This window comes from Corallococcus exercitus (genome assembly GCF_042231735.1).
Lineage (GTDB): Bacteria > Myxococcota > Myxococcia > Myxococcales > Myxococcaceae > Corallococcus > Corallococcus exercitus_B.
In genome coordinates this window covers 8,728,914-8,750,245 of the sequence record NZ_CP102577.1, presented here as the reverse complement: position 1 = coordinate 8,750,245, position 21,332 = coordinate 8,728,914, and the positions used below count along the sequence as shown (strand labels likewise).

Below are 21,332 nucleotides of genomic sequence, written 5' to 3'. Positions count from 1 at the left end.
GTGTCCACGAAGAAGTACCGCGTCCACTGGGTTCGGCTGTTCGCGCTGGTGCTCGTCCTCGGCGTGCTGGGCGCGGGTTCATTCACGGCGCTGCGGGGCCTGCGCACGGCGCGCGGGCTGGTGCACCCGGCGCGCGTCCCGGTGACGCGGCCCGCTGGCGAGGAAGCGCTGACGGGCCTGGAGGACGTGTCGTTCCAGGCGGCAGGACGGGTCCTTCGCGGGTGGTACGTGCCGTCGCGCGACGGGACGGCGGTGGTGCTGGTGCATGGCTTCGCGGACAACCGCACGCGGGTGCTCTTCGAGGCGCGGGCGCTGGTGGCCGGGGGCCACGGGGTGCTGCTGTTCGACCTGCACGGCCAGGGCGAGAGCGAAGGCGACGGCGTCGGCTGGGGCGACAGCGAGCGCGAGGACGTGCGCGCGGCCCTGGCGTTCGTGAGGGCCCGGCCCGACGTGACGGCGGGACGGGTGGGCCTGTTCGGCTTCTCCATGGGAGGCACGACGGCGCTGCTGGTGGCGCAGGAGGACCCGCGCGTGAAGGCGGTGGCGGTGGCCGGAGCGTTCCCGGACCTGGCGGGCGACATGGGCTCGCACTACGGCCTGAGCACCTGGGCGGTGCTCTGGGGGCTGCGGCGGGAAGGCATCGACGTGGACGCGGTGCGGCCGGTGGACGGCATGTGCCGGCTGGAGGGAAGGCCGCTGCTGCTCATCAACGGAGGCAGCGACCCGGACGGGCCCCAGAAGCTGGGGGGCCGTCTCTTCCAGGCGGCCTGCGACCCCAAGGAACAGTGGGTGGTGCCCCAGGCGGGCCACGGCGAGTACGCCCAGAAGGACCCCGAGGGCTACGCGCGCAAGCTGCGGGAGTTCTTCGACCGCGCGCTATGAGCGCCGCCCTTTGGCGACGAACTCCGCGCGGCTGTGGGTGTCGGTCTTCTCGAAGATCGACTTGATGTGGACCTTCACCGTCTCCACGGAGCATCCCACCCGGGGAGCAATCTCCTTGTTCGCCAGGCCTTCGTGGAGGCAGTCCGCCACGCGCGACTCCTGGGCGGTGAGCTTCTGCTTCCAGTCCGGGCGCAGCCAGTGGGCACGCTCGTGCATGCGCACCTGCCACAGCTTGCGGCCTCCCCAGATGACGGAGGACTGGCTGAACGTCACGTCCAGTCGGTCCGCGCCCCGCTCCAGCGTGAGCGATTCCAGCCGGGGATCCACCGCGACGTCGAAGCGGGACAGCGCCATCACCCGCTCCATCCAGGCCCTGGGCACCCCGTCGCTGAGCTCGTGGGGCGCGAACCACCGCTCCAGCAGCGGGATGGCCGGCCCCGTGTCCGCGACCTTCCGCCCCAGGCTGTTCAACACCAGCACCGGGCTGGAGCCCATCGCGATGGCCTTCAGCAGGTCCCGCTCGAAGCGGAGGGCGTAGAACTCCTGGAGCCGGGCCACCGTCCGGGTGATGTAGGGGATGATCTGCTGCAGGAACCACTGCGCCCGGAGCGTGAAGGGACGCGGGGACTCCCGATACATCGCGATGCCGCCCTTCAGCTCCTGGTCCGTGAACAGGAGCGACGCCAGCACGCGCTTGAGCTTCAGCCCCGCGCCCTGGCTGCGCCGGAAGGTCTCCTCCTCCGCCAGGGGCTTTCCCCGGAGCATCTGGACGTCGCTGAGCACCGTGTTGGGCCGCACCACCGTGGCCCGGAAGACGAAATCCTCCTGCACCCAGTCCGCGTAATCCTTGAGGAGGGGGTGGACGGTGTCCGTCTTCCATTGCAGCCCCGCGGTCCCATCCGGATTCGCGCAGCCCACCGCGAGGTGGTCCGCCTCGCACAGCGTGATCAACGCCTGGGAGAGGGCCTCGTAGACGTCCTCGAGGGTCCGGGCCTCGCCCAGCGCTTCCTTCAACTCCGCAATCAACGCCTGCTCACGCGACAGGAACTTCCGTGCCTTGCCCATGGGTACACCCCCGTTGCCAATACCCAACAAGTATTACGGGGGCGGAAACAGGGCCCATCCCTCCAAAGAGGTATGACAGGGCTGGCAGGGGCTACGCGCGACGCCCCTGGGCGAGGAAGTCCATGCGGCCCTTGGTCCGCGTCTTCCGGTAGATGGCTCCCGTCTGCTTCTTCACCGTGCCCACCGTGTTTCCCACGAACTCGGCGATGCCCCGGTCGGTGAGGCCCATGTAGATGCCGTCGGCCACCTTGCGCTCCGTGTCCGTCAGCAGCCGCAACCAGTCCTCCCGGAGCCAATGCGGGCGCTCGACGATGCGGACCTGCCACAGGGGATTTCCCGCCCAGAGGATGGTGGAGAGGGAGAACGTCACCTGCAATTGCCTGCCGTCCTTCTCCTTCACCTCCGTGGCCAGCGCCGGGGGAATCAGGCCCTCCAGGCGCGACAGCTTCGCGACCTTGTCCACCCACGCCCTGGGAATCCCTTGCGGCGTCCTGTCCGAGCGCGCGAACCACTTCTCCAGGAGCGCCGTGGCCGCGTTCGTCCGGACCATCTCCCGCCCCCAGGGCGTCAACACCAGCAGCGCCCCGGACTCGGCGAAGCCGGCCTTGAGCAGGTCCAGCTCCAATCCCTGCGCATGAAGCCGCTGCACGCGAGAGACGGCCTTGTGGATGGCGGGCACGAGCCGCTGGAGCAACTGCTGGCTGCGCACCGGGAAGGGCCGGGAGGCTTCGCTGTACACCGCGAGGCCGCCCTTGAGTCCCTGCTGCTCTTCAATCAGCAGGGCCGCCATCACGTGCTTCAAATCCAGCCCCGCCTCCACGCTGCGCTGACGCGTCTCCATGGCGTCCAGCTTCTGTCCCTGGAGCATCTCCCCGGTGCTCAGCACGCGATTGGGCTGGGCCAGCGTGGCCTTGAAGACGAAGTCGTTGGTCACCCATTGGGAGTAGTGCTCGAGCAGGGGCATCGTCGTGCGGCTCGTCCACTGAAGCCCCACGGAGCCGTCCAGGTTCGCGCATCCCAGCGCGAAGTGATCCGCCCTGCACAGCTGGAGGACGCGCGTCTCCAGGACGTCGTGGATGTCCTTGTAGCTGCCGACGTCGATCAGGTCCGTCAGCAGCTCCGCCCGAATCGACTCTTCGCGTGAGGTGAATCGCAAGGCCCTACCCATGCGGAATGCCTCCCCCGGCAATGCCATACGTCCCAAGCATGGCACGGATGGAACCCGGCACTGGAGGCCCCTCCCCCGCCCTTCCGCTCCCCGACGGGCCGCTGACGTCGCGCTGGACGGCTCCCCCCCAGGCAGGTCACCCTGGACCGCCCCCGGAGGATCCGACCCACATGGCTGCCCCGCTGCCCCCTGAGTCCCAGTTCCACATCGAAGTCATCAAGCTCCTGCTCCAGGTGGCCACCAGCGACGGCCGCGTCACCCGCGAGGAGATCGACTCCATCATCGACACCGCGCGCGGCTTCAGCGTGCCCCTGACGGAGCTCAGCGTCCTCACCCGCTGCCTCCAGGAGGGCAAGCCGCTCCCGCCGCCGAACCTCAACGTCCTGCGCGAGGACCCCAAGGCCGTCCTCGACGCCGTCCACACCCTCATCGCGGGCGACGGCCACGTGCACGAAGCCGAGATTGAAATGGCCCGGCAGATCCGCGAGCTGCTCGGCATCGCGCCCTGAAGTGCCCGCGGGCGGCCGGGAGGCTTCAGGCCGCCACGAACTGCCGCTCCACCAGGCGCCGGTAGAGCCCCTCCTGGGCCATCAGCGCCGCGTGGCTGCCGCTCTGCACCACCCGGCCGCCCTCCAGCACCAGCACCCGGTGCGAGTTGGCGACGGTCGACAGGCGGTGGGCGATGACCAGCGTGGTGCGGCCCTGCATCAGCCGCTCCAGCGCCTCCTGCACCAGGTGCTCGCTCTCCGCGTCCAGGGCGGACGTCGCCTCGTCCAGCACCAGGATGCGAGGGTCCTTCAGCACCGCGCGGGCAATGGCCACGCGCTGCTTCTGGCCGCCGGACAGCTGCACGCCGCGCTCGCCCACCTCCGTGCGGTAGCCGTCCGGGAAGCGCTGGATGAAGTCGTGCGCGTTCGCGGCCCTCGCGGCGGCCTCCACCTCCGCGTCCGTGGCGTCCGGCCGGCCGTAGCGGATGTTGTCCGCGATGGAGCAGGAGAACAGCAGCGGCTCCTGCGCCACCGCGCCCAGGTTCCGCCGCAGCCAGCCCGGGTCCAGCGTGCGCAGGTCATGCCCATCCACCCAGATGCCCCCCGCCTGCGGGTCGTACAGGCGCGCGAGCAGCGCGGCGATGGTGGACTTGCCTCCGCCCGACGGCCCCACCAGCGCCACCACCTCCCCCGGCGCCAGCTCCAGGTCCAGCCCCTGGAGCACCGGCACGTCCAGCCGCGAGGGATAGGCGAAGCGCACGTCCCGGAACGCCACCCGCCCCGCCAGCGAGGAGGGCCGCTCCCCGCCCTCCAGCGGGATGGCGGGCACTCGGTCGATCATCTCGAACACGCGCTCCGCGGAGCCCGACGCGCGCATGAAGTCCCCCCACAGGTCCGTCAGCCCGCTCAGCGCCGTGGACACCAGCAGCGTGTACGCGAGGAACGACGTCAGGCTGCCCACGGACAAATCCCCGCGGATCATCAGCCGGCTGCCGTACCAGAGCACCAGCGCCGCCGCGAAGAGGCCGCCAAAGCCGCTGCCCGCCATGAAGGCCGCGGACAGGCGCGAGCGCTGGTACATCAACGACAGCACCTGCGACAGCCGCCCCCGGTAGCGCGCCACCTCGTGCCGTTCCGCGGCGAAGGCGCGCACGGTGCGGATGCCGGTGAACACCTCGTCCGCCACGCCCGTGGCCTCCGCCAGCGCCGCCTGCACCTGACGCGAGGCCTGGCGGATGCGCCGCCCCACCACGACGCCCGCGATGGCCACCGGCGGCACCACCGCCACCATCAGGAACGCCAGCGACGGCGACGTGTAGAAGAGCATCGTCAGGCCGCCCACCGCCTGCGCGCCGCTGCGCAGCGCCGTGGCGATGTTGTTGCTGACCGCGTGCTGCAGCACGGTGGTGTCCGCGGTGAGCCGGCTCGTCAGCTCGCCCGTGCGGCGCATGTCGAAGAAGGCCACCTCCTGGTCCACCAGCCGGGAGAACAGGTCCTCGCGCAGCTTCGCGACGGCGCGCTCCCCCGCGGTGTTGAAGAAGTAGAAGCGCAGCGCATCCGACACCGCGCGCACCGCGAACACGACGGTGAGCCCCAGCGCCATGCGGTCGATGACCGCCTGGTTCTTCGCGCCCAGCGCCTCGTCGACGATGACGCGCAGCGCCTGCGGGAGCACCAGCGACAGCGCCGTGGCCACCACCAGGAAGAAGAGCCCCACGCCCAGCGCGCGGCGCTCCTCCCAGGCCAGTCGCAGCAGGCGGCTCACGGTGACCGAACCACGGGCGGGTGCCGTCACCGGAGGAAGGACTCCGCCTGGCCGTAGGGCATGTCCGCGTCCACGCCGTGCTCGCGGCAGTGCGCCAGCAGCTTGCGAGACTCCACCAGCTGCGGGGACTGCTCGTGGTAGCCCATCACCATCACGTGGCCCAGCCACGGCTCGCGGCCCATGGCGTAGATGCGCACCTGCCGGGGCTTGAGCCGCTGCACGATGTCGATGGCGCGCGCCGCGTTGGAGCCGTTGAGCCGCCGCGACTGGTCCATCTTCCGCGACAGCGGCGCGGGCAGCAGCGGCCCGTACATCCAGCTGAGCGGCCCGCCCTCCGACTCCATGCCCAGCCACATCATGTCAATGGGGCCCACGTGCGGCTGCACGTGCTCGTACAGCCGGGGCTCCAGCGCGTTGGAGTCCGCCGCCATGAGCAGCGCCTTGCCCTCCAGCCGCACCAGGTGCGCCAGCTTGCCGCGCACGTCCAGGTCGCCGTGCTCGCCCAGGAAGGGCAGCCCCACCAGCTCCCCGCCCGGCACCGGCAGCGACTCCAGCTCCGACAGCGTCACCACGTTGCGGAAGCCCGCGTGCTGGAGCATCAGCTTCAGCGACGGGTCCACCAGCGCGCCGCCGCCCCCCGCGGGCACCACCACCGTGCCAATGCGGTGGCGCAGCTGGAGCAGCGGCTCGAACATCAGGTGGTCCGCGTGGCCGTGCGTGAGCAGCACGTAGTCGATGCGCTCCGGCAGGTCCGCGAAGGTGAAGCGCGGCAGGTCGGTGGGGAAGTCGTAGCTCACCACCGGGTCGGTGAGCACGCTCACGTGGCGGGACTCCATCAGCACGCACGCGTGGCCGAAGTAGCGCACGCGCACCCCGTCGCCGTCGTAGCGCGGGGCGGGCCGGGGCGGCTCGGGCGTGAAGAAGGTGGCGAAGGTGTCCCCGTCCTGGGGGGCAATCCCCAGCGCGTCGCGCACCGCCTCCAGCGGGGCCGGCGTGCGCCGCATCGCGAACAGCGTGTCCCAGGCCTCGTGCCGGAAGGGCAGGCGCACCTGGAGGTCGCCTTCCCGGGAGTCGTCCAGCCGGGGCGTGCTGAAGACATACGGACGCGCGTCCCCATGCACCAGCCGCAGGGACACGCTCTGCGAGGACTCGCGGTGGAAGGGGCTGCGGTAGAGCAGCGGCTCGAAGAAGCGCGCGGACGCGCGGTTGCGCAGGTCATACGTGAGCTCCACGTAGCCGCGCAGCAGGTCCGGCACGCGCGGGTACAGCTCCTCCAGCGAGTAGCCCTCCGCGGAGGCGAGCAGCGCATCCAGCTCGCGCATCGCGGCCGCGTAGCGCAGGGCCAGCGACTCCTCCTGGAGCGTGCGCTCCAGGAGCGCCTTCACCTCCCCCACCCGCTCCACGCCGCAGTTGAGGTAGGGGCCCCCGCGCAGCGCCGGGCTCTTGAGCGCCGCGACGTGGATGGCGGGGTTCGCGACGAAGGACTCCATGATCTTCACGTGGAGGTTCGCCACGAACAGCGGCGCCGTCATGGGCGACGCCAGGAACCACCATGCGTACCATTGGTTGTGGAGCGGCTCGGCGACGACGTTCTGCTTCAGGTACACCGGGGGGCGCGACATCAACACTCCTTCAAGGGTTTCTCAGGCGGCCTTCGCCAGCCGGGCCAGCGACTCGCGCGCGGCCTCGCGCAGCGAGGGCTCCGGCGAGTCCAGGAGCCGCTCCAGCGCCTGACGCACGTCCGCGTCCGGATAGGCGATGTCGCCCAGCCGCCGGGCCGCCAGCGCCCGGTCCCGCACCGCCCCCCGCGTCAGCTCCAGCAGGAGGAAGTCGCGGTAGCGCGCGAGGAAGGCGTTCTCCGCGTCCAGCATCCGCGCGCACGCGGCCTTCAGCGCGGCCTTCGCCTCCGCGTCCTCCGGCACGCGGTAGCCCCACTTCTGGCGGAGCGCGAAGATGGACTCGTACAGCGGCGTCCAGGTGTCGTTCAGGTGCTCGCGGTGCGCCTGGATGGCGTCGCGCTTGGAGAAGGTGTGGCGGCCCGCGTCCAGCGCCACCACCGCCGTCGCCATCCGGCACGCCAGCGTGACGAGCTCCTTGAAGCCCCGGTGCAGGTTTCCCTGCGCGTCCATCACCTCGCGGTAGTCGTAGCCGTACAGCTCGCCGCGCGCGTCCGGGTACGCCAGCGGGAAGCGCAGGGGCGCGTCTTCCGGACGGGCGCGCGCGCGTTCAATGAACCGGTAGGGCTGGTGCATGCTGTGGCGCGTCCACGCCTCCAGCGGCATCAGCGGCACGCGGTCGCGCACGTCCTCGCCCGCGATGAGCAGCGCGTTCTCCTTGAGGTTCACCTCGCCCTCGGCGACGAGCCGCGACTCCTCCACCGCGGTCAGGTCCAGCGGGTAGCGGGCCAGCGGGCCCACCGCCATGCGGAAGCGCTCGAAGCGGTCCTCCTCGCCCGGCAGGAACGAGTCCTTGAAGACGAGCGTGAGGTCCAGGTCGCTCTCGCCCACCGCCTCACGGGTGGCGTGGCTGCCCACCAGGTAGCAGGCCCGCACGCGCCCCGGGAACGTGAGCGCGTACAGCCCCACGAAGCCGAACAGGAGCGCGTTGACCCCCATGTCCTCCGTCAGCCCGACCAGCGACACCTCTTCCACTTCCGTCACGCGGTCACCTGCAGGGGGTGGGCGTCCTTGTGCTCGGGCGCGCCCGCGAGCCTGCGGGTGAGCCGGCGGCGCACGACGTCCACGTGCTCACGGAAGAAGTACAGGTTCTCCGCGTAGGCGATGGGCACCGCGATGCGGTTCACCTCGCGCTCCGCCTCCTCCAGCCGCTTGAGCATGTCCTGGAGCATCTCCTGGTCCGGGTCCTCCTCCAGCTGGATCTCGACCTCCTTCAGCCGCGCGTACCACCGGTGGATGCGCGAGCGCACCCGCCACAGGAACACCGCGGGCACCGCGCGCCCCAGCGGCACCACCACCGCGATGATGGGCACCAGCATCACCCACAGCCGGTCCACCAGGTTCGCCGCCCAGAACGGCAGGTAGCGCTGGAGCAGGGGCACGCCCGACGCGTAGTAGCGCTTCGCCTCGCTGCTCAAGGGGAAGCCCGCCGCGAGCGGCGCGGGGAACTCGCCCGTCTTGTCCAGGATGCCCGCCGTGCCGGAAATCTCACTGGCCGCGCGCATCAGGAGGTACGCGAGCGCCGGGTGCAGCGAGTCCTTCGCCAGCAGCAGCGCGTTGGGCGCGAGCACCACCACGTCCTGGTCCGGCACGTTCTTCGCGAAGTCGAACACGCCCTGCGGCAGCACGTGGCGCGACAGGTACGGGTAGCGGCGCGTGTACGCCTCCGCGCGCGTGAAGCTGAGCAGCCGCACGTCCTTCACCGCGGCCAGCTTCTGGATGCGCGGCGACTCCGCCGGCGACACCAGGAACACCGCGTCCACCTTGCCCTGCGTCAGCGCGTCGATGGCCGCGTCGCGATCCAGCGGCAGCAGCTCCGTGGGCGCCGCTTCCACCTTGTTCGCCTGGAGCAGCGTCATCGCCAGCGCGCGCGTGCCGCTCTCCTCGGGCCCCACCGCGATGCGCTTGCCCGCCAGGCCCCGCACGTCGTCCACGGGCTCGCCCCGGTAGAAGACCCACAGCGGCACGTAGGAGAGGCTGCCCAGCGACGCCACGTTCTCCGGCACCGCCTGCCCCTTGCCGCCGGTGGTGCCGCTCTGCGCGAAGGCGATGTCCACCCCGCTGTCCTCCGCGGCCAGGAGCGCCACGCTGCCCACGGAGCCCTTCGTGTTGCGCAGCTCCAGCGTCACCCCGTGCTGCGCGAGGAACTTCTGGTAGCGCTTCGCCATGTAGTTGAAGCCGCCCTCCTCCGGCGCCAGCGCCATCACCAGCGTCTTGGGCGGCGCGGGCTTGACGAAATAGAACGTCACCGCGAACGCGACCGCGATGAGCAGTGACGCGGGGGCGACGGCGATCCACAGGTCGCGCCGCAACGTGCGCTTGAGCTGCGCCTTCAACGTGTCCGTCTTCATGGGGATGCGCAGTATACCGACCGCGCCGTGCGGGGCCCCGCCGTACACCGCGTCGGTCCAGGCAGGCGAGCACGTCCCGACCCGGGGGCACTTGGCGCAACCCCTTGCGCGACACACCCTCCCTCCCAGGCCTTTTTGAAGGGGTGTGGCATGGGTTGGCGCGGCGGGTGGGCGGTGTCCTTGCTGGTGGTGGGGGTGGGCTGCGGCGGGGCGCTCCCCGAGGAGCAGACGGAAGCCGGACTCGCACAGGAGCCTACCTCGGCGCCAGAGGTGACGGCGGAGGCCCTCTGCCTCCCCACCGCCGCGGGCACCCAGCGGGTGAAGACCATCCTGCCCCCTTCGGAGCTGGGCATCCCGCGCTTCGCGATGGGGCCGGACAGCTTCGAGTCCTTCCAGGGGGCGCTGCACTTCGCGGTGAACTTCGAGGACGGCCGCCGCGGCCTGTGGCGGAGCACCGGCACGGACGCGGGCACCACGCCGGTGCGCAGCTTCCCGGCGACGGACGGCACCGCGACGCCGCGCCTGTCGCAGCTCACCGCCACCCCGACGCAGCTCTTCTTCCAGGCGCCGGACTCGGTGAACGGCCTCGAGCTGTGGGTGAGTGACGGGACGACGGCCGGCACCCGGCTGGTGCGGGACCTCACGCCGGGCGCGGAGGGCTCGTACCTGACGCACCTGACGGCGACGGGCTCCACGCTCGTGTTCTTCCGGGAGGTGTTCGACACCACCGTCTTCACCACGCGCTACGAGCTGTGGCGGTCGGACGGCACGGCCGCGGGCACGGTGCGCCTGCGCGACTTCGGCACCCGCGTGGACGTGAGCTACCTGGACGCGAAGGTGGGCAACGCGCTGCTGTTCTTCGTGCGCGAGCTCGAGGGCGCCATCTCCCTCTGGCGCACGGACGGCACCGCCTCCGGCACCCTCCAGCTGAAGCGGCTGGACGCGGGTCCCAACACCTTCCCGAACGACGTGCGCACCTCCGGCGCGCTCACGCTCTTCAAGCTGGACGAGAGCAGCGGCCTGTCGGAGCTGTGGAAGTCGGATGGCACGGCGGGCGGCACGCTGCGGCTGGCGTCGTTCGGGTCCACGCGCTCCATGCGCGTGCTGGGCGCGCTGGGCGCGTACGCGTACGTCACGACGACCAGCTACAGCACCCAGTACATGGTGCTCTACCGCGTGCCGCTGGCGGGCGGAAACCCGGAGCCCGTCTTCACCCTGCCCAACGACTACGCGTCACAGGGCGCGGCGTTCCCGTATCTCGACGCCGTGAGCCAGGCGCCGGGCGGCTCCAGGCTGTACTTCTCCGTGGCCATCGGCAGTGACGGCCCGGCGCCGCGCGACACGCAGCTGTGGGTGACGAACGGCACCGCCGGGGGCACCACCCTGCTGCGCCGGCCGCTGAGCCTGTCGGACGAGTACAGCTCGCCGGTGTACGCGGTGGCGGACAACCTGGTCTTCTTCAGCGCCTACGACCCCGCGACGGGCATCGAGCCCTGGGTGAGCAACGGCACGCCTGGCGGGACGCGCCTCCTCAAGAACATCGGCGTGCAGCCCCTGCCGGACCCCTCCTCGTACCCGCGCGAGTTCTTCCGCCAGGGCAGCCGCGTCTACTTCAGCGCCTATGACGACACGCTGAACGCCCAGCTCTGGTCCAGCGCGCTCAGCAACACCTGCGTGGCGCCGGAAGACGCCCTGTAGGCCTTCTCCCGCCGCCTCCCCGCCCCGGCCGGTACCGGACGCGGGGACGCTGGCCCGTCCGGGCTCCAGGCGGGTGACCGTGCCAGGGCGGAGCGTGGGTGTTAGACACCCGCGCATGCCCACCGTCAGTGACAGCGCGCGCCGCGCGGGACTCCGCCTCGAACGCAGCCGGGCCTCCCGTCAGTTCGAGGGCCAGGGGTTCCGCAACACCGCCCCCGTGGGGCCCGGCCTCCAGGGCAACCCGCTGCCCCTCCTGGGCGAGTACTTCTTCGGCGGCACGCAGCGCACGCCGCCCGCGCCGCTGCCGGTGGACGACCCGCGCGGCGCCTGGGCCCGCGCGCCGGACACGGGCCTGCGCGTCACCTGGCTGGGGCACAGCACGATGCTGCTGGAGGTGGACGGGGCGCGAGTGCTCACCGACCCCGTCTTCGGCGACCGGGCCTCGCCCGTGTCCTTCGCGGGCCCCAAGCGCTTCCACGCCACGCCCGTGCAATTGGACGCGCTGCCGGACCTGGACGCGGTGCTGGTGTCGCACGACCACTACGACCACCTGTGCCGGAGCACCATCCAGGCGCTGGCGAAGCGGCGGGTGCCCTTCGTCACCGCGCTGGGCGTGGGCCGCCACCTGGAGGCCTTCGGCGTGGCGCCGGAGCTGATTACCGAGCTGGACTGGTGGGAGGAGCACCGCGTGGGCCCGGTGGCCTTCCGCGCGGCGCCCTCGCAGCACTTCTCCGGCCGCGGCCTGGGCGACCGCAACACGACGCTGTGGGCGTCATGGGTGCTCACCACCGACAAGCACCGGCTGTTCTTCAGCGGTGACACCGGCCTCACGACGGAGTTCGAGGAGATTGGCCGCAGGTGCGGCCCCTTCGACCTGGTGATGCTGGAGGTGGGCGCGTTCCACCCGAGCTGGGGCGGCATCCACCTGGGCCCGGAGAACGCGCTCAAGGCGCACGCGATGCTGGGCGGCGGCACGCTGATGCCGGTGCACTGGGGCACCTTCAACCTGGCGCTGCACGCCTGGGATGAGCCCGTGGAGACGCTGGTGCGGCTGGCCACGGAGCAGCAGGTGCGCCTCTTCACGCCGGGCCTGGGCCGGAGCCTGGAGCCCTCGCGCGTGGAGGGCGTGACGCCGTGGTGGCGCGAGGTGGGCGAGCCCCGGCTCGTGCCCCGGCTGGCGCCGTGAGGCATCGGGCGTAGAGTCGCGCCATGACCCGCGCCCCCCTCGCGCTGTCCCTCGCCGTCCTGCTGTCACCGCTGCTGGCGTGCGACCCCGCGGCCGGGTCGCAATCCCAGACAGACAAGCCCGACCCTGTCGCGACCCGGAGCGCGAAGCGGGGCCTCGGGTATGGCTATCACTCGGCGGAGGACCTGAAGGCGCTCTCCCCCGGGATGAGCTGGTGGTACAACTGGTCGCCCCGTCCTGAGGCCGGCGCCGCCAGCGTCTACGTCTCCGAGGACGTCTCCTTCGTGCCCATGGCCTGGGGCGGCACGCCCACGGTGGCCCAGCTCGAGTCGGAGATTCCCGCCGGCGCGCAGTACCTGCTGGGCTTCAACGAGCCCAACTTCAAGTCCCAGGCGAACAAGACGCCCCGCCAGGCCGCGGCGCTGTGGCCCGTGCTGGAGGAGGTGGCCCGCCGCAAGGGGCTCAAGCTGGTGTCCCCCGCGGTGAACTACTGCGGCGACTGCGTGTCGGAGGACGGCGTCACCTTCACCGACCCGGTGGTGTACCTGGATGCCTTCTTCAAGGCCTGCGCGAACTGCCAGGTGGATGCCATCGCCATCCACTGGTACGCGTGCGACGTGGGGGCGCTCAAGTGGTACGTGGGGCTGTTCAAGAAGTACAACAAGCCCCTCTGGCTGACCGAGTTCGCGTGCGGGGACCGGCCCCATGGCGAAATCACCGTGGACGTGCAGAAGCAGTACATGGTGGATGCCATTGCCTATCTGGAGACGGAGCCCGCCATCGAGCGCTACGCGTGGTTCTCCGGACGCAACCCCGAAATCCCCTCCATCAACCTGCTGGGCGCCTCCGGGGAGCTGACGGAGCTGGGCCACCTGTACGTCACGCTGGCCGCCGGCGCCGCGAAGCCGTCTCCATGACGCAGGGAGGCCTGGGCCTCCACGCAGGGCGGGCGTGGGGGCGGCTGTTCGGTGCTTCCGGGGTTCTGGGGGTAAGGTGCGCCCCGCATGACACTCGAGGCAGGGGACACCTTCGGACGGTATGAGCTGGTGTCGTGGTTGGGTCGGGGCGGCATGGCGGAGACGTGGCGCGCCCAGCTGGTGGGCGCCGCGGGCATCACCAAGCCTGTCCTCATCAAGAAGGTCCTCCCGGAGTACGCCACCGACGAGGCCTTCATCTCCATGTTCATCAGCGAGGCGCGCATCTCCGCCACGCTGTCCCACGGCAACGTGGCGCAGGTCTTCGACTTCGGCCAGGTGGAGGACGAGTACTTCCTCGCCATGGAGTTCGTCGACGGCAAGCCGCTCGACAAGGTGCTCAAGCGCGCGTTGAAGGCGGGCCTGGGGGCGCTGCCCATCCCGGTGGCGGTCTTCATCGCGATGGAGATGTGCCGGGGCCTGCACTACGCGCACACGCGCACGGATGGGAGCGGCAAGCCGCTGCGCATCGTCCACCGGGACATCTCTCCGGACAACGTGCTCGTCAGCTACGAGGGCCAGGTCAAGATCGTCGACTTCGGCATCGCGAAGGCGCAGCTGCAGCGCGGCTTCAAGACGGAGCCCGGGGTGGTGAAGGGCAAGTACCTCTTCTTCTCCCCGGAGCAGGCGCGCGGCGAAGAGGTGGACGCGCGCACGGACGTCTGGGCCACGGGCATCGTGTTGTACGAACTGCTCTGCGCGAAGCTCCCGGTGGAGGGGCCGCCCCACACCGTGATGATGAAGATTGCCCACGGACAGATTCCCGCGCCCACGGAGCTCCGGCCGGACCTGCCCAAGGCGCTGAACGACCTCGTGATGAAGGCGCTGGCTGCGGACCGGAAGCGGCGCTTCGAGTCCAGCCATGCCTTCGGGGATGCGCTGGCGGAGTTCCTCCACGCGCACTACCCGCGCTTCTCCTCGCTGAGCCTCGCGAACCTGTTGCGGGTGCTGTTCCGCTCGGACCTGACGCACGAGGGCCGGGAGCTGTCCGTGCCCGGCGACTTCCGCGACGAGGCGAAGCGGTGGGGAGTGCCCGCGCTCACGAAGCTGCTGGATGCCCCGCCGCCGGAGCAGGTCCAGACCCGGCGCCTCGTGCGCGCCGTCGCGAAGCCTCCGGCCACCGAGACGACGCAGCCCGACGCGGCGCCCACCGTTCCGGCACGCCCCTCTCGCAAGGCGCTCTACGGCGCGAGCGCGGCGGGAGGCCTGGCCGTGGTGGGAGCCAGTCTGTGGTTCCTGATGGATGCCCGCTCGCCGGCGCCCGTCACACCGCCGCCGCCCGTCGCGCAAAGGGTCGCGGTCGAAGTGCCCGAGCCGAAGACGGTCGTCGCTGAAGCACCCGCCCCGAAGGCCGAGCCTCCCGCGCCTGGCCCCGTGGAGGAACCGGAAGCGGTGGCGGCGGCGCTGGCGGAACACCTCGAGGAGCCAGCGCCCGCGCGGCCCGCGCCTTCCACCCGGAAGCCTTCCGCCCGGACCGTCCGCGCCACCCAGCGCGTCCAGGCGGAGGAACCGGTGCCGATCCCGGTCGCCGAGGAACCCGCGCCGCCCACGGTCGTCGCGGCCAGTGCCGTCCAGGAGCCGCCTCCCGCCGTCGTGGAGGCCGCCCCCGCGCCCAGGAAGGGCGTCCTGGGCCTGCTCGACTCCAAGCGGCAGGAGGTGCAGCAGAAGGTCAGCTCGCTCGTGAAGACGAAGCAGCAGCAGTTCTCCGGCCTGCTCCAGAGCAAGGACTACGACGCGGCCCTGGAAGCCGCCAATGACTGCGCGGAGAACAATCCAGACATGCCGGAATGCTACCTCATGCTCGGAGTGGTCCACGCGAAGCTCAACCACCCGCGGGAGAGCACGCGCCACTACGAGACCTTCCTGCTGCTCGCCCCCAAGGACCATCCCCGCCGGGCGAAAGTGGCTGAACTGCTCGCGGGCGGCGACGTGGCGAACTGAGGTTTCCACTCGCCGACAGGAGGGCAGGCAGGCGAGAGGAAAGACAGACCCGAAGACGCCATCCCTGGAATATGGGCTTAAGATGCCCCACCCATGGCACTTCGAGCGGGCGACGTCTTCGGGCGGTATGAGCTGGTGTCCTGGCTGGGCCGGGGCGGCATGGCGGAGACGTGGCGCGCCCAGTTGGTAGGCGATGCGGGCGTCACCAAGCCGGTCCTCATCAAGAAGGTCCTGCCACAATACGCCAACAATGAAGCCTTCACTTCCATGTTCATCAGTGAAGCGCGCATCTCCGCCACGCTGTCCCATGGCAACGTGGCGCAGGTCTTCGACTTCGGCCGGGTGGACGGCGAGTACTTCCTCGCCATGGAGTTCGTGGATGGCCAACCGCTCCACCGCATCCTCAAAAGGGCCGTGAAAACTGGCATGCCCGCCTTGCCCATCCCGGTGGCGGTCTTCATCGCCAGGGAGATGTGCCGGGGGCTGCATTACGCGCATACCCGTACCAGCAACAGCGGCCAACCGTTGGACATCGTCCACCGAGACATCTCTCCGGACAATGTCCTCGTCAGCTACGAAGGCCAAGTCAAGATTGTCGACTTCGGCATCGCGAAGGCAAGAGGGATTCGCGGCTTCGACACGGCACCGGGAATCGTGAAAGGCAAATACCTCTTCTTCTCTCCGGAACAGGCGCGTGGAGAAGAAGTGGATGCGCGTACGGACGTCTGGGCCACGGGCGTCGTACTCTACGAATTGCTGTGCGGCCAACTCCCAGTCAATGGCCCTCCCCATGTCGTGATGATGCGCGTGGGAAGCGAACGAATTCCCGCCCCCATCACAGTGCGGCCAGACCTGCCGAAAGCGCTGAACGACATCATCGTCAAGGCACTGACCCTGGACCGGGAGCAACGCTTCGAGTCCAGCCATATGTTCGGGAATGCGCTAGCAAGCTTCCTCTATTCGAGCTTTCCTCGTTTCTCCTCCATGAGCGTCTCGCACTTGTTGCGGATGCTGTTCAAGGAAGACCTGGCCCAGGACGGCCGTGAATTGTCCGTCCCGAATTCGTTCCAGGAGGAACTGGAGGGATGGCGCGAATCCAAAGAGCCAGCGGAGTCCACTCCAACTCCGCTCCCGAGTGGCCGGGAGACCCGGAGTCTTCGGGCCGTGACGCCTCCAGTCCAAAGCGAAACAGATGAATCCCCTACCCCGCCCGCTCCCACGGTCGCTGGACAGCGCCTGCTCAATGGGCTGCTCGTGGTGGGCCTTCTGAACGTGGTGGGCGCATGTGTCTGGCTCATGTTGAAGATGGAGTTTCTCGACTACGAATCCCCACCTGACTCGGGTGCAAGTCAACCTCTGGCAAGTGCCCAGCCCAACCCCACGGCTGCGGCATCAAGCCCTGAATCGGAGCCTGTCGGCCAGACTCCGGAGCAAGTCTCGAGCTTGGTGGAAAGCGGCAAGCTGAGCGAAGCGCTCGTTCTGGCCGAACGCTGCCTTAAAAACCACCCTCAGGCGCCAGAGTGTCATCTGGCCCTGGGACTTGTTCATGCCAGGCTCAGTCATTTCGACGACAGCGACCGCCACTACGAAACTTTCGTGCACCTCACGCCTGACGGCTACCCAGAACGGGACCGAGTCATCCAGGTCTTGAGCGCTCGCGAGGCTAAACTCGACCACCTTCGCGTACCCAAGAAACCCTCTGCATCAGCTCAGGCTCAAATCCGCGGAGTCTCTGCTGCCGATTTCGACGAAGCAACCAAGCTTCATGAGCAGGCCCAGTTGTTGGATTTGAACGGCAGATACCCTGAAGCAATCATCAAAGCTCGGAAGTGTATCGCGCTCGTCCCTACGTTCTACGATTGCGCTCTAGACCTGGGCTTTCTCTATTACGAAGTTGGCGATCTCTCCCGAAGCAAGGAGTACTACAAGCTTTTCCTGAAGACCGCACCCGACAGCCATTACTACCGATCCTACATCGCGAGTCTTCTCAATAGCGGAAAACTGGAGGACACGCGCTCGCGTACGAAGAACAGACAGTAACTCGCAATGACGTATCCCCATTGAGAACGTCATGTGGAAGAGCCTGTTGGGAAAGCGCCGTGCAGTGACGAGTTCTTTCCACGGTGATGCCGTCTCTCTGCCCTCGGCTCCGCCCCTTTCCAAGCTGGGCTTTTCCTCACCGGAACTCTAACCCTTCCCCCACCTCCACCTCCGTGAGCGCGCGGAAGGCCCCTTCCGCCACGTCCAGCACCAGCCTCCCCACCGCTTCACGGTGCAGCGTGAGCACCGGGTGCCCCACCGTCGCGAGCATCCGCTTCACCTGGTGGTGCCGGCCCTCCGTGAGCGTGAGCTCCACCACGTCAGGCGCCCGGAGCGTGGCTTCCGCCGGACGCGTGGGGCCGTCCTCCAGCGTCAATCCCTCTCGAAGCCGCGCGAGCGCCGCCTCCGTGGGCTGGCCCTCCACGCGCGCCACGTACCGCTTGGGCAGATGCGTCCGTGGCGCCGTCGCGTGCCGCACCAGCCGCTCGTCGTTGGTGAAGAGCAGCAGCCCCGTGGTGTCCCGGTCCAAGCGGCCCACCGCGTACCACTCGAAGCCCTGAAGCTCCGGGGACAGCACCGCGCGCAGCCTTTCGAAGACGGTGCCCACCCCTTCCGGATCCGACCCGTGCACCACCGGCCCCGCGGGCTTGTGGAACATCAACACGCGCACCTGGCGCGGCAGTGCGCGCTCCACGCCGTCCACACGCACCCGCGTCCCCTCCCCCACCGGCGCGAACGGCTCCCGCTCCACCCGGCCGTCCACCTCCACGCGGCCGTCGCGGATCGCCTGCTCGGCTTCGGCCCGGGGCAGCACGCCCGCCCGGCCCAGCGCTCGTGCCAGCCAGTCCGCGCCCGGGCCCGCGGGGGCTTCCGCTCCCCTGCGCCTCGCGGCCTCCAGCCATCGCGGCGTCCGTTGCTTGCGCGCCATGCGTCCTCTCCCGTGTTCCCGCCTGCTGTATCAGATGTGTCACGCCTGGGGATTCCCCGAGCACCCCGCACATTGGAGCGAGCAGGAGGGCTTCCGGCGCGGCGCCATGCCGTTTGACTCGCCCCTGCGGCTCTGCGCATGTGCGCGCCCGTCGTGTCCACGCGCCCCCCCGAAACCGCTGATGTGCCGCCCGAGTTCGCCGCCGCGCTCGCGCCCCCTCCCCCCGGCCCCGCGGTGGCCTTCGTGCTGCGCCTGGGCCAGGCCCTGCACCGCCACGGCACGCCCGCCCACCGCCTGGAGGGGCTGATGCTGCGGGTGAGCGAGCGGCTGGGCCTGGAGGCCCGCTTCTTCTCCACGCCCACCTCCATCTTCGCCTCCTTCGGCCCGCCCGAGGACCTGCGCACCAGCCTCATCCGCGTGGAGCCCGGCGACATGGACCTGGAGCGCCTCATCCTCCTGGACATGCTCGCGGACGACGTCATCCAGGGACGCCTCACGCCGGCGGAGGGCGCCACCCGCGTGGAGGCCATCCTCGCCCGGCCGCCGCGCTACGGCCCCGCCCTGCAGCTGCTCTGCTGGATGCTGGCGGGCGCCTCCGCGGCCCTGCTGTTCGGCGGCGGCTGGAAGGAGATGGGCGTCGCGGCCTTCAGCAGCCTGGCCATCGGCGCGCTGGACCTGCTGACGCGCAAGCAGCCCACCACCGCGCGGGTGCTGGAGCCCGTGGCGGCCGTGCTGTCCGCCGCGTTCGCGGGCATCGCGGCCCACTTCTTCGGCCCCCTGCACGGCGAGGTGGCCACGCTCGCGGGCCTCATCGTCCTGCTGCCCGGTCTCACGCTCACCATCGCCGTCAACGAGGTGGCCACGCGCAACCTCATCTCCGGCACGTCGCGCCTCACCCACGCCGCGCTCATCTTCCTCCAGCTGGGCTTCGGCGCGGCCCTGGGCAGCCGCGTGGCCACGGTGCTGCCTCCCGTGCCCACGCCGCCCCTGCCCACCGTGCTGCCCCCGGGGGCGGCCGTCGTCGCGCTCGTGGTGGCGGGCTTCGCCATCGCGGTGCTCTTCCGCGCCCGGCCGCGCGACTGGGGATGGATTGCCCTGGCCGGCGCCGCGGCGTTCATGGGCGCGCGCCTGGGAGCACTGCTCTTGGGGCCCCAGCTGGGCGCCTTCGCGGGCGCGCTGCTGCTGGGCATGGGAAGCAACGCGCTGGCGCGGCTGCGCAACCGGCCCGCCGTCACCACCGTGGTGCCGGGCCTGATGCTGCTCGTGCCCGGCAGCGTGGGCTTCCGCAGCCTCGCGTCGCTGCTGGAGCGCGACGTGGTGGCCGGCGTGGACACGGCCTTCTCCATGCTGATGGTCGCGGTGGCGCTGGCGGCGGGCCTGCTGTCCGCCAACGCCATCATGCCCTCGCGCAAGGTGCTGTAGCGCTCCCGGCCCTACGTCAGGCGCAGCAGGTACACGCCCGCGAGCGTCACCACGAAGTACGGCACCAGCACCGCCGCGCCCGCGTACTCCTTCGCCATGCGCTGGCCGAAGAAGAGGGCCAAGAGCGACAGCGCGGAGAGCACCGCGCCCAGGTACGCGAGGAACGGGCTGCCATTCACCAAGAGCGCCACCGCGCCCGCCGCGCTCAGCGCCCCGGACGCCACCTCCATCAGCGTGATGACCGCCAGCATCGGCGTCACCACGCCCTTCAGGGGCGACTTGGAGAAGTGGCCCGTCAGCCACCCCAGGTTGCCCTTCCAGTCCACGACCTTGTCCAGGCCGGACTGGAGGAAGAGGATGGCCAGGAAGATGGCGCACAGCAGCTGCGGGAGCCAGAGGGTGAAGCGGGCGGAGTCGAAGGGCGGCATGCGCGCACTCTACCGCCCCCTTCGCCGCTCCCAAGTCCGGTGAGCAGGCAACCAGGCAGGCCCGAGGGAATGTTCCCGCGTCATCCCGGCCGGGCAGGCTCCCGCCGACAGGTCCGGCTCCCTAAATTTGCAAGGCCATGGCCTCCGATCAGGTAGCGCGACGCGTCTTCGTGGGTCTCATCCTCCTGTCCATCCTCCTCCTGTGCCTGGTCATCCGGCCCTTCGCGGAGGCGTTCTTCCTGGCGGCGGTGCTGGCGGGCACCTTCTACGGCCTGCACAGCCGGCTGCGGAAGCGGCTGCGCGGCCACGGCAACGTGTCCGCGGGCTTCATCGTCACCGGCATCCTGCTGGCGCTGCTCGTGCCCCTGGGCGGCCTCACCGCCTTCGTCGTCGCGGAGGTGTCCGAGGGCGCGCGCTTCGTCACGCAGACCGTGCAGAAGGACGGCATGACCGGCCTGGTGGAGAAGATGCCCAGCGGCATCCGGGGCCCGGTGAGCAAGCTCATCGAGCGGCTCCCGCTGGAGCAGGAGCAGATCGACCAGAAGCTCCAGGAGCAGGTGACGACCCAGGGCGGCACCGCCGCCAAGGCCGTCACGGGGGCGGTGGCCGCCACGGGCACGCTCGTCCTCCAGACGACGATGATGCTCATCGCGCTCTTCTTCTTCCTCACCGACGGCGCGCGGCTGGTGCAGTGGATTGAGAGCGTGTCGCCGCTCCGGCGCGGACAGACGCGGGAGCTCTTGCGCGAGTTCAAGAACACCTCCGTGTCGGTGCTCGTCTCCACCGTGGCCACCGCGGGCGTCCAGGCCGTGGCCGCGCTCATCGGCTTCCTCATCGTGGGGGTGCCCGCGCCGCTGTTCTTCGCGGGCCTCACCTTCTTCCTCGCCCTCATCCCCGCCGTGGGCGCCGCGGTGGTGGTGCTCTTCGCCGCGGGCCTGATGTTCCTCAGCGGCCACCCGTGGGCGGCCCTCTTCCTGACCATCTGGGGCGTCGTCGTGGTGGGGCTCGTGGACAACGTCGTCAAGCCGCTGCTCGCCAAGAAGGGCATGAACCAGCACGGCGCCATCATCTTCTTCGCGCTGCTCGGCGGCCTCGCGGCGTTCGGCACGGTGGGCCTGCTGCTGGGGCCCCTCATCGTCGCCTTCTTCCTCTCCGTGGTGCGCATCTACGAGCGCGACTACGGCCGGCCCAACCCCCGGCTGGGCGACCCGGCCACCCCGGGCGGACCGGTGCAGCCGGGAAGCCAGCGCGTCGTGCTCACCACGGAGTCCGGCGCGCCCCTGAAGGAAACCGACACGCCGTCCAACCACTGACGGCCTG

The 21,332-nt window shown here is 70.2% G+C and carries 17 protein-coding genes; 9 read left to right on the top strand and 8 right to left on the bottom strand.

The genetic code is table 11. From position 1 onward, the window contains the following. Complete coding sequence (locus NR792_RS35260; RefSeq protein ID WP_375761746.1) at positions 1 to 882, top strand: alpha/beta hydrolase; 882 nt, start codon at positions 1 to 3, stop codon at positions 880 to 882. Here the strand turns inward: NR792_RS35260 and NR792_RS35255 are convergent. Together NR792_RS35255 and NR792_RS35250 are read right to left on the bottom strand one after the other, a co-directional pair. Further along, positions 877 to 1,947, bottom strand: coding sequence for a LuxR C-terminal-related transcriptional regulator (locus NR792_RS35255; RefSeq protein WP_375757096.1), 1,071 nt, complete (start codon positions 1,945 to 1,947; stop codon positions 877 to 879). The two genes, NR792_RS35260 and NR792_RS35255, sit on opposite strands and share 6 nt — an antisense overlap. A gap of 91 nt (positions 1,948 to 2,038) precedes the next feature. After that, a complete protein-coding gene (locus NR792_RS35250; RefSeq protein ID WP_375757095.1) occupies positions 2,039 to 3,103 on the bottom strand; it encodes a helix-turn-helix transcriptional regulator in 1,065 nt (354 codons plus the stop codon). Positions 3,104 to 3,285: 182 nt separating this feature from the next. On the opposite strand from NR792_RS35250, the gene NR792_RS35245 reads away from it, so the two are divergent. Next, positions 3,286 to 3,624, top strand: a complete 339-nt coding sequence (locus NR792_RS35245; RefSeq protein WP_375757094.1) for a TerB family tellurite resistance protein — start codon at positions 3,286 to 3,288, stop codon at positions 3,622 to 3,624. A gap of 25 nt (positions 3,625 to 3,649) precedes the next feature. Here NR792_RS35245 and NR792_RS35240 read toward each other — a convergent pair whose 3' ends face one another. Genes NR792_RS35240 through NR792_RS35225 form a run of 4 tightly spaced genes read right to left on the bottom strand, consistent with a single transcriptional unit; the run spans position 3,650 to position 9,395 of the window. Further along, positions 3,650 to 5,398, bottom strand: coding sequence for an ABC transporter ATP-binding protein (locus NR792_RS35240; protein WP_375757093.1), 1,749 nt, complete (start codon positions 5,396 to 5,398; stop codon positions 3,650 to 3,652). After that, positions 5,395 to 6,990 (bottom strand): MBL fold metallo-hydrolase, encoded by a 1,596-nt coding sequence (locus NR792_RS35235; protein ID WP_375757092.1) that lies wholly within the window; start codon positions 6,988 to 6,990, stop codon positions 5,395 to 5,397. The genes NR792_RS35240 and NR792_RS35235 overlap by 4 nt, the downstream gene beginning before the upstream one ends. A 21-nt stretch (positions 6,991 to 7,011) precedes the next feature. Continuing rightward, a complete protein-coding gene (locus tag NR792_RS35230) occupies positions 7,012 to 8,028 on the bottom strand; it encodes a hypothetical protein (protein ID WP_375757091.1) in 1,017 nt (338 codons plus the stop codon). Continuing rightward, positions 8,025 to 9,395 (bottom strand): TAXI family TRAP transporter solute-binding subunit, encoded by a 1,371-nt coding sequence (locus NR792_RS35225; RefSeq protein ID WP_375757090.1) that lies wholly within the window; start codon positions 9,393 to 9,395, stop codon positions 8,025 to 8,027. Before NR792_RS35225 ends, NR792_RS35230 begins: the two co-directional genes overlap by 4 nt. Positions 9,396 to 9,545: 150 nt before the next feature. On the opposite strand from NR792_RS35225, the gene NR792_RS35220 reads away from it, so the two are divergent. The 5 genes from NR792_RS35220 (at position 9,546) to NR792_RS35200 (ending at position 17,234) form a co-directional block, all read left to right on the top strand. Continuing rightward, on the top strand, positions 9,546 to 11,093 hold the full coding sequence (locus NR792_RS35220; protein ID WP_375757089.1) for an ELWxxDGT repeat protein: 1,548 nt from the start codon (positions 9,546 to 9,548) through the stop codon (positions 11,091 to 11,093). A 115-nt stretch (positions 11,094 to 11,208) separates the two neighbouring features. Then, the gene (locus tag NR792_RS35215; protein ID WP_375757088.1) at positions 11,209 to 12,279 is read left to right on the top strand and encodes an MBL fold metallo-hydrolase; all 1,071 of its coding nucleotides are present in this window, start codon (positions 11,209 to 11,211) and stop codon (positions 12,277 to 12,279) included. Between the two features lie 23 nt (positions 12,280 to 12,302). Further along, complete coding sequence (locus NR792_RS35210) at positions 12,303 to 13,196, top strand: glycoside hydrolase family protein (RefSeq protein WP_375757087.1); 894 nt, start codon at positions 12,303 to 12,305, stop codon at positions 13,194 to 13,196. An 87-nt stretch (positions 13,197 to 13,283) separates the two neighbouring features. Beyond that, the gene (locus tag NR792_RS35205) at positions 13,284 to 15,194 is read left to right on the top strand and encodes a protein kinase (protein ID WP_375757086.1); all 1,911 of its coding nucleotides are present in this window, start codon (positions 13,284 to 13,286) and stop codon (positions 15,192 to 15,194) included. 93 nt (positions 15,195 to 15,287) lie between these two features. Beyond that, positions 15,288 to 17,234 carry a protein kinase gene (locus tag NR792_RS35200; protein ID WP_375757085.1) on the top strand — a complete coding sequence of 649 codons (1,947 nt, stop codon included), beginning with the start codon at positions 15,288 to 15,290 and terminating at the stop codon, positions 17,232 to 17,234. 136 nt (positions 17,235 to 17,370) lie between these two features. On the opposite strand, the gene NR792_RS35195 is transcribed toward NR792_RS35200, so the two are convergent. Then, positions 17,371 to 18,162: a pseudouridine synthase gene (locus tag NR792_RS35195; protein WP_375757084.1), complete on the bottom strand. Its 792-nt coding sequence runs from the start codon at positions 18,160 to 18,162 to the stop codon at positions 17,371 to 17,373. A gap of 138 nt (positions 18,163 to 18,300) precedes the next feature. Here NR792_RS35195 and NR792_RS35190 point away from each other — a divergent pair, with 138 nt between their 5' ends. Next, the gene (locus NR792_RS35190) at positions 18,301 to 19,584 is read left to right on the top strand and encodes a threonine/serine exporter ThrE family protein (protein WP_375757083.1); all 1,284 of its coding nucleotides are present in this window, start codon (positions 18,301 to 18,303) and stop codon (positions 19,582 to 19,584) included. 11 nt (positions 19,585 to 19,595) lie between these two features. On the opposite strand, the gene NR792_RS35185 is transcribed toward NR792_RS35190, so the two are convergent. Then, positions 19,596 to 20,012, bottom strand: a complete 417-nt coding sequence (locus NR792_RS35185) for a DoxX family protein (protein ID WP_375757082.1) — start codon at positions 20,010 to 20,012, stop codon at positions 19,596 to 19,598. A gap of 137 nt (positions 20,013 to 20,149) precedes the next feature. Between NR792_RS35185 and NR792_RS35180 the strand changes: the two genes are divergently transcribed. Further along, positions 20,150 to 21,325 (top strand): AI-2E family transporter, encoded by a 1,176-nt coding sequence (locus NR792_RS35180; RefSeq protein ID WP_375757081.1) that lies wholly within the window; start codon positions 20,150 to 20,152, stop codon positions 21,323 to 21,325. The last annotated feature ends 7 nt before the right edge of the window (positions 21,326 to 21,332 follow it).

Excerpts from the sequence above, each read along its gene's own strand:
- NR792_RS35255 (WP_375757096.1), bottom strand. The coding sequence starts at position 1,947 with ATGGGCAAGGCACGGAAGTTCCTGTCGCGTGAGCAGGCGTTGATTGCG.
- NR792_RS35245 (WP_375757094.1), top strand. The coding sequence starts at position 3,286 with ATGGCTGCCCCGCTGCCCCCTGAGTCCCAGTTCCACATCGAAGTCATC.
- NR792_RS35235 (WP_375757092.1), bottom strand. The coding sequence starts at position 6,990 with ATGTCGCGCCCCCCGGTGTACCTGAAGCAGAACGTCGTCGCCGAGCCG.
- NR792_RS35225 (WP_375757090.1), bottom strand. The coding sequence starts at position 9,395 with ATGAAGACGGACACGTTGAAGGCGCAGCTCAAGCGCACGTTGCGGCGC.
- NR792_RS35220 (WP_375757089.1), top strand. The coding sequence starts at position 9,546 with ATGGGTTGGCGCGGCGGGTGGGCGGTGTCCTTGCTGGTGGTGGGGGTG.
- NR792_RS35215 (WP_375757088.1), top strand. The coding sequence starts at position 11,209 with ATGCCCACCGTCAGTGACAGCGCGCGCCGCGCGGGACTCCGCCTCGAA.
- NR792_RS35210 (WP_375757087.1), top strand. The coding sequence starts at position 12,303 with ATGACCCGCGCCCCCCTCGCGCTGTCCCTCGCCGTCCTGCTGTCACCG.
- NR792_RS35205 (WP_375757086.1), top strand. The coding sequence starts at position 13,284 with ATGACACTCGAGGCAGGGGACACCTTCGGACGGTATGAGCTGGTGTCG.
- NR792_RS35200 (WP_375757085.1), top strand. The coding sequence starts at position 15,288 with ATGGCACTTCGAGCGGGCGACGTCTTCGGGCGGTATGAGCTGGTGTCC.
- NR792_RS35195 (WP_375757084.1), bottom strand. The coding sequence starts at position 18,162 with ATGGCGCGCAAGCAACGGACGCCGCGATGGCTGGAGGCCGCGAGGCGC.
- NR792_RS35190 (WP_375757083.1), top strand. The coding sequence starts at position 18,301 with ATGTGCGCGCCCGTCGTGTCCACGCGCCCCCCCGAAACCGCTGATGTG.
- NR792_RS35185 (WP_375757082.1), bottom strand. The coding sequence starts at position 20,012 with ATGCCGCCCTTCGACTCCGCCCGCTTCACCCTCTGGCTCCCGCAGCTG.
- NR792_RS35180 (WP_375757081.1), top strand. The coding sequence starts at position 20,150 with ATGGCCTCCGATCAGGTAGCGCGACGCGTCTTCGTGGGTCTCATCCTC.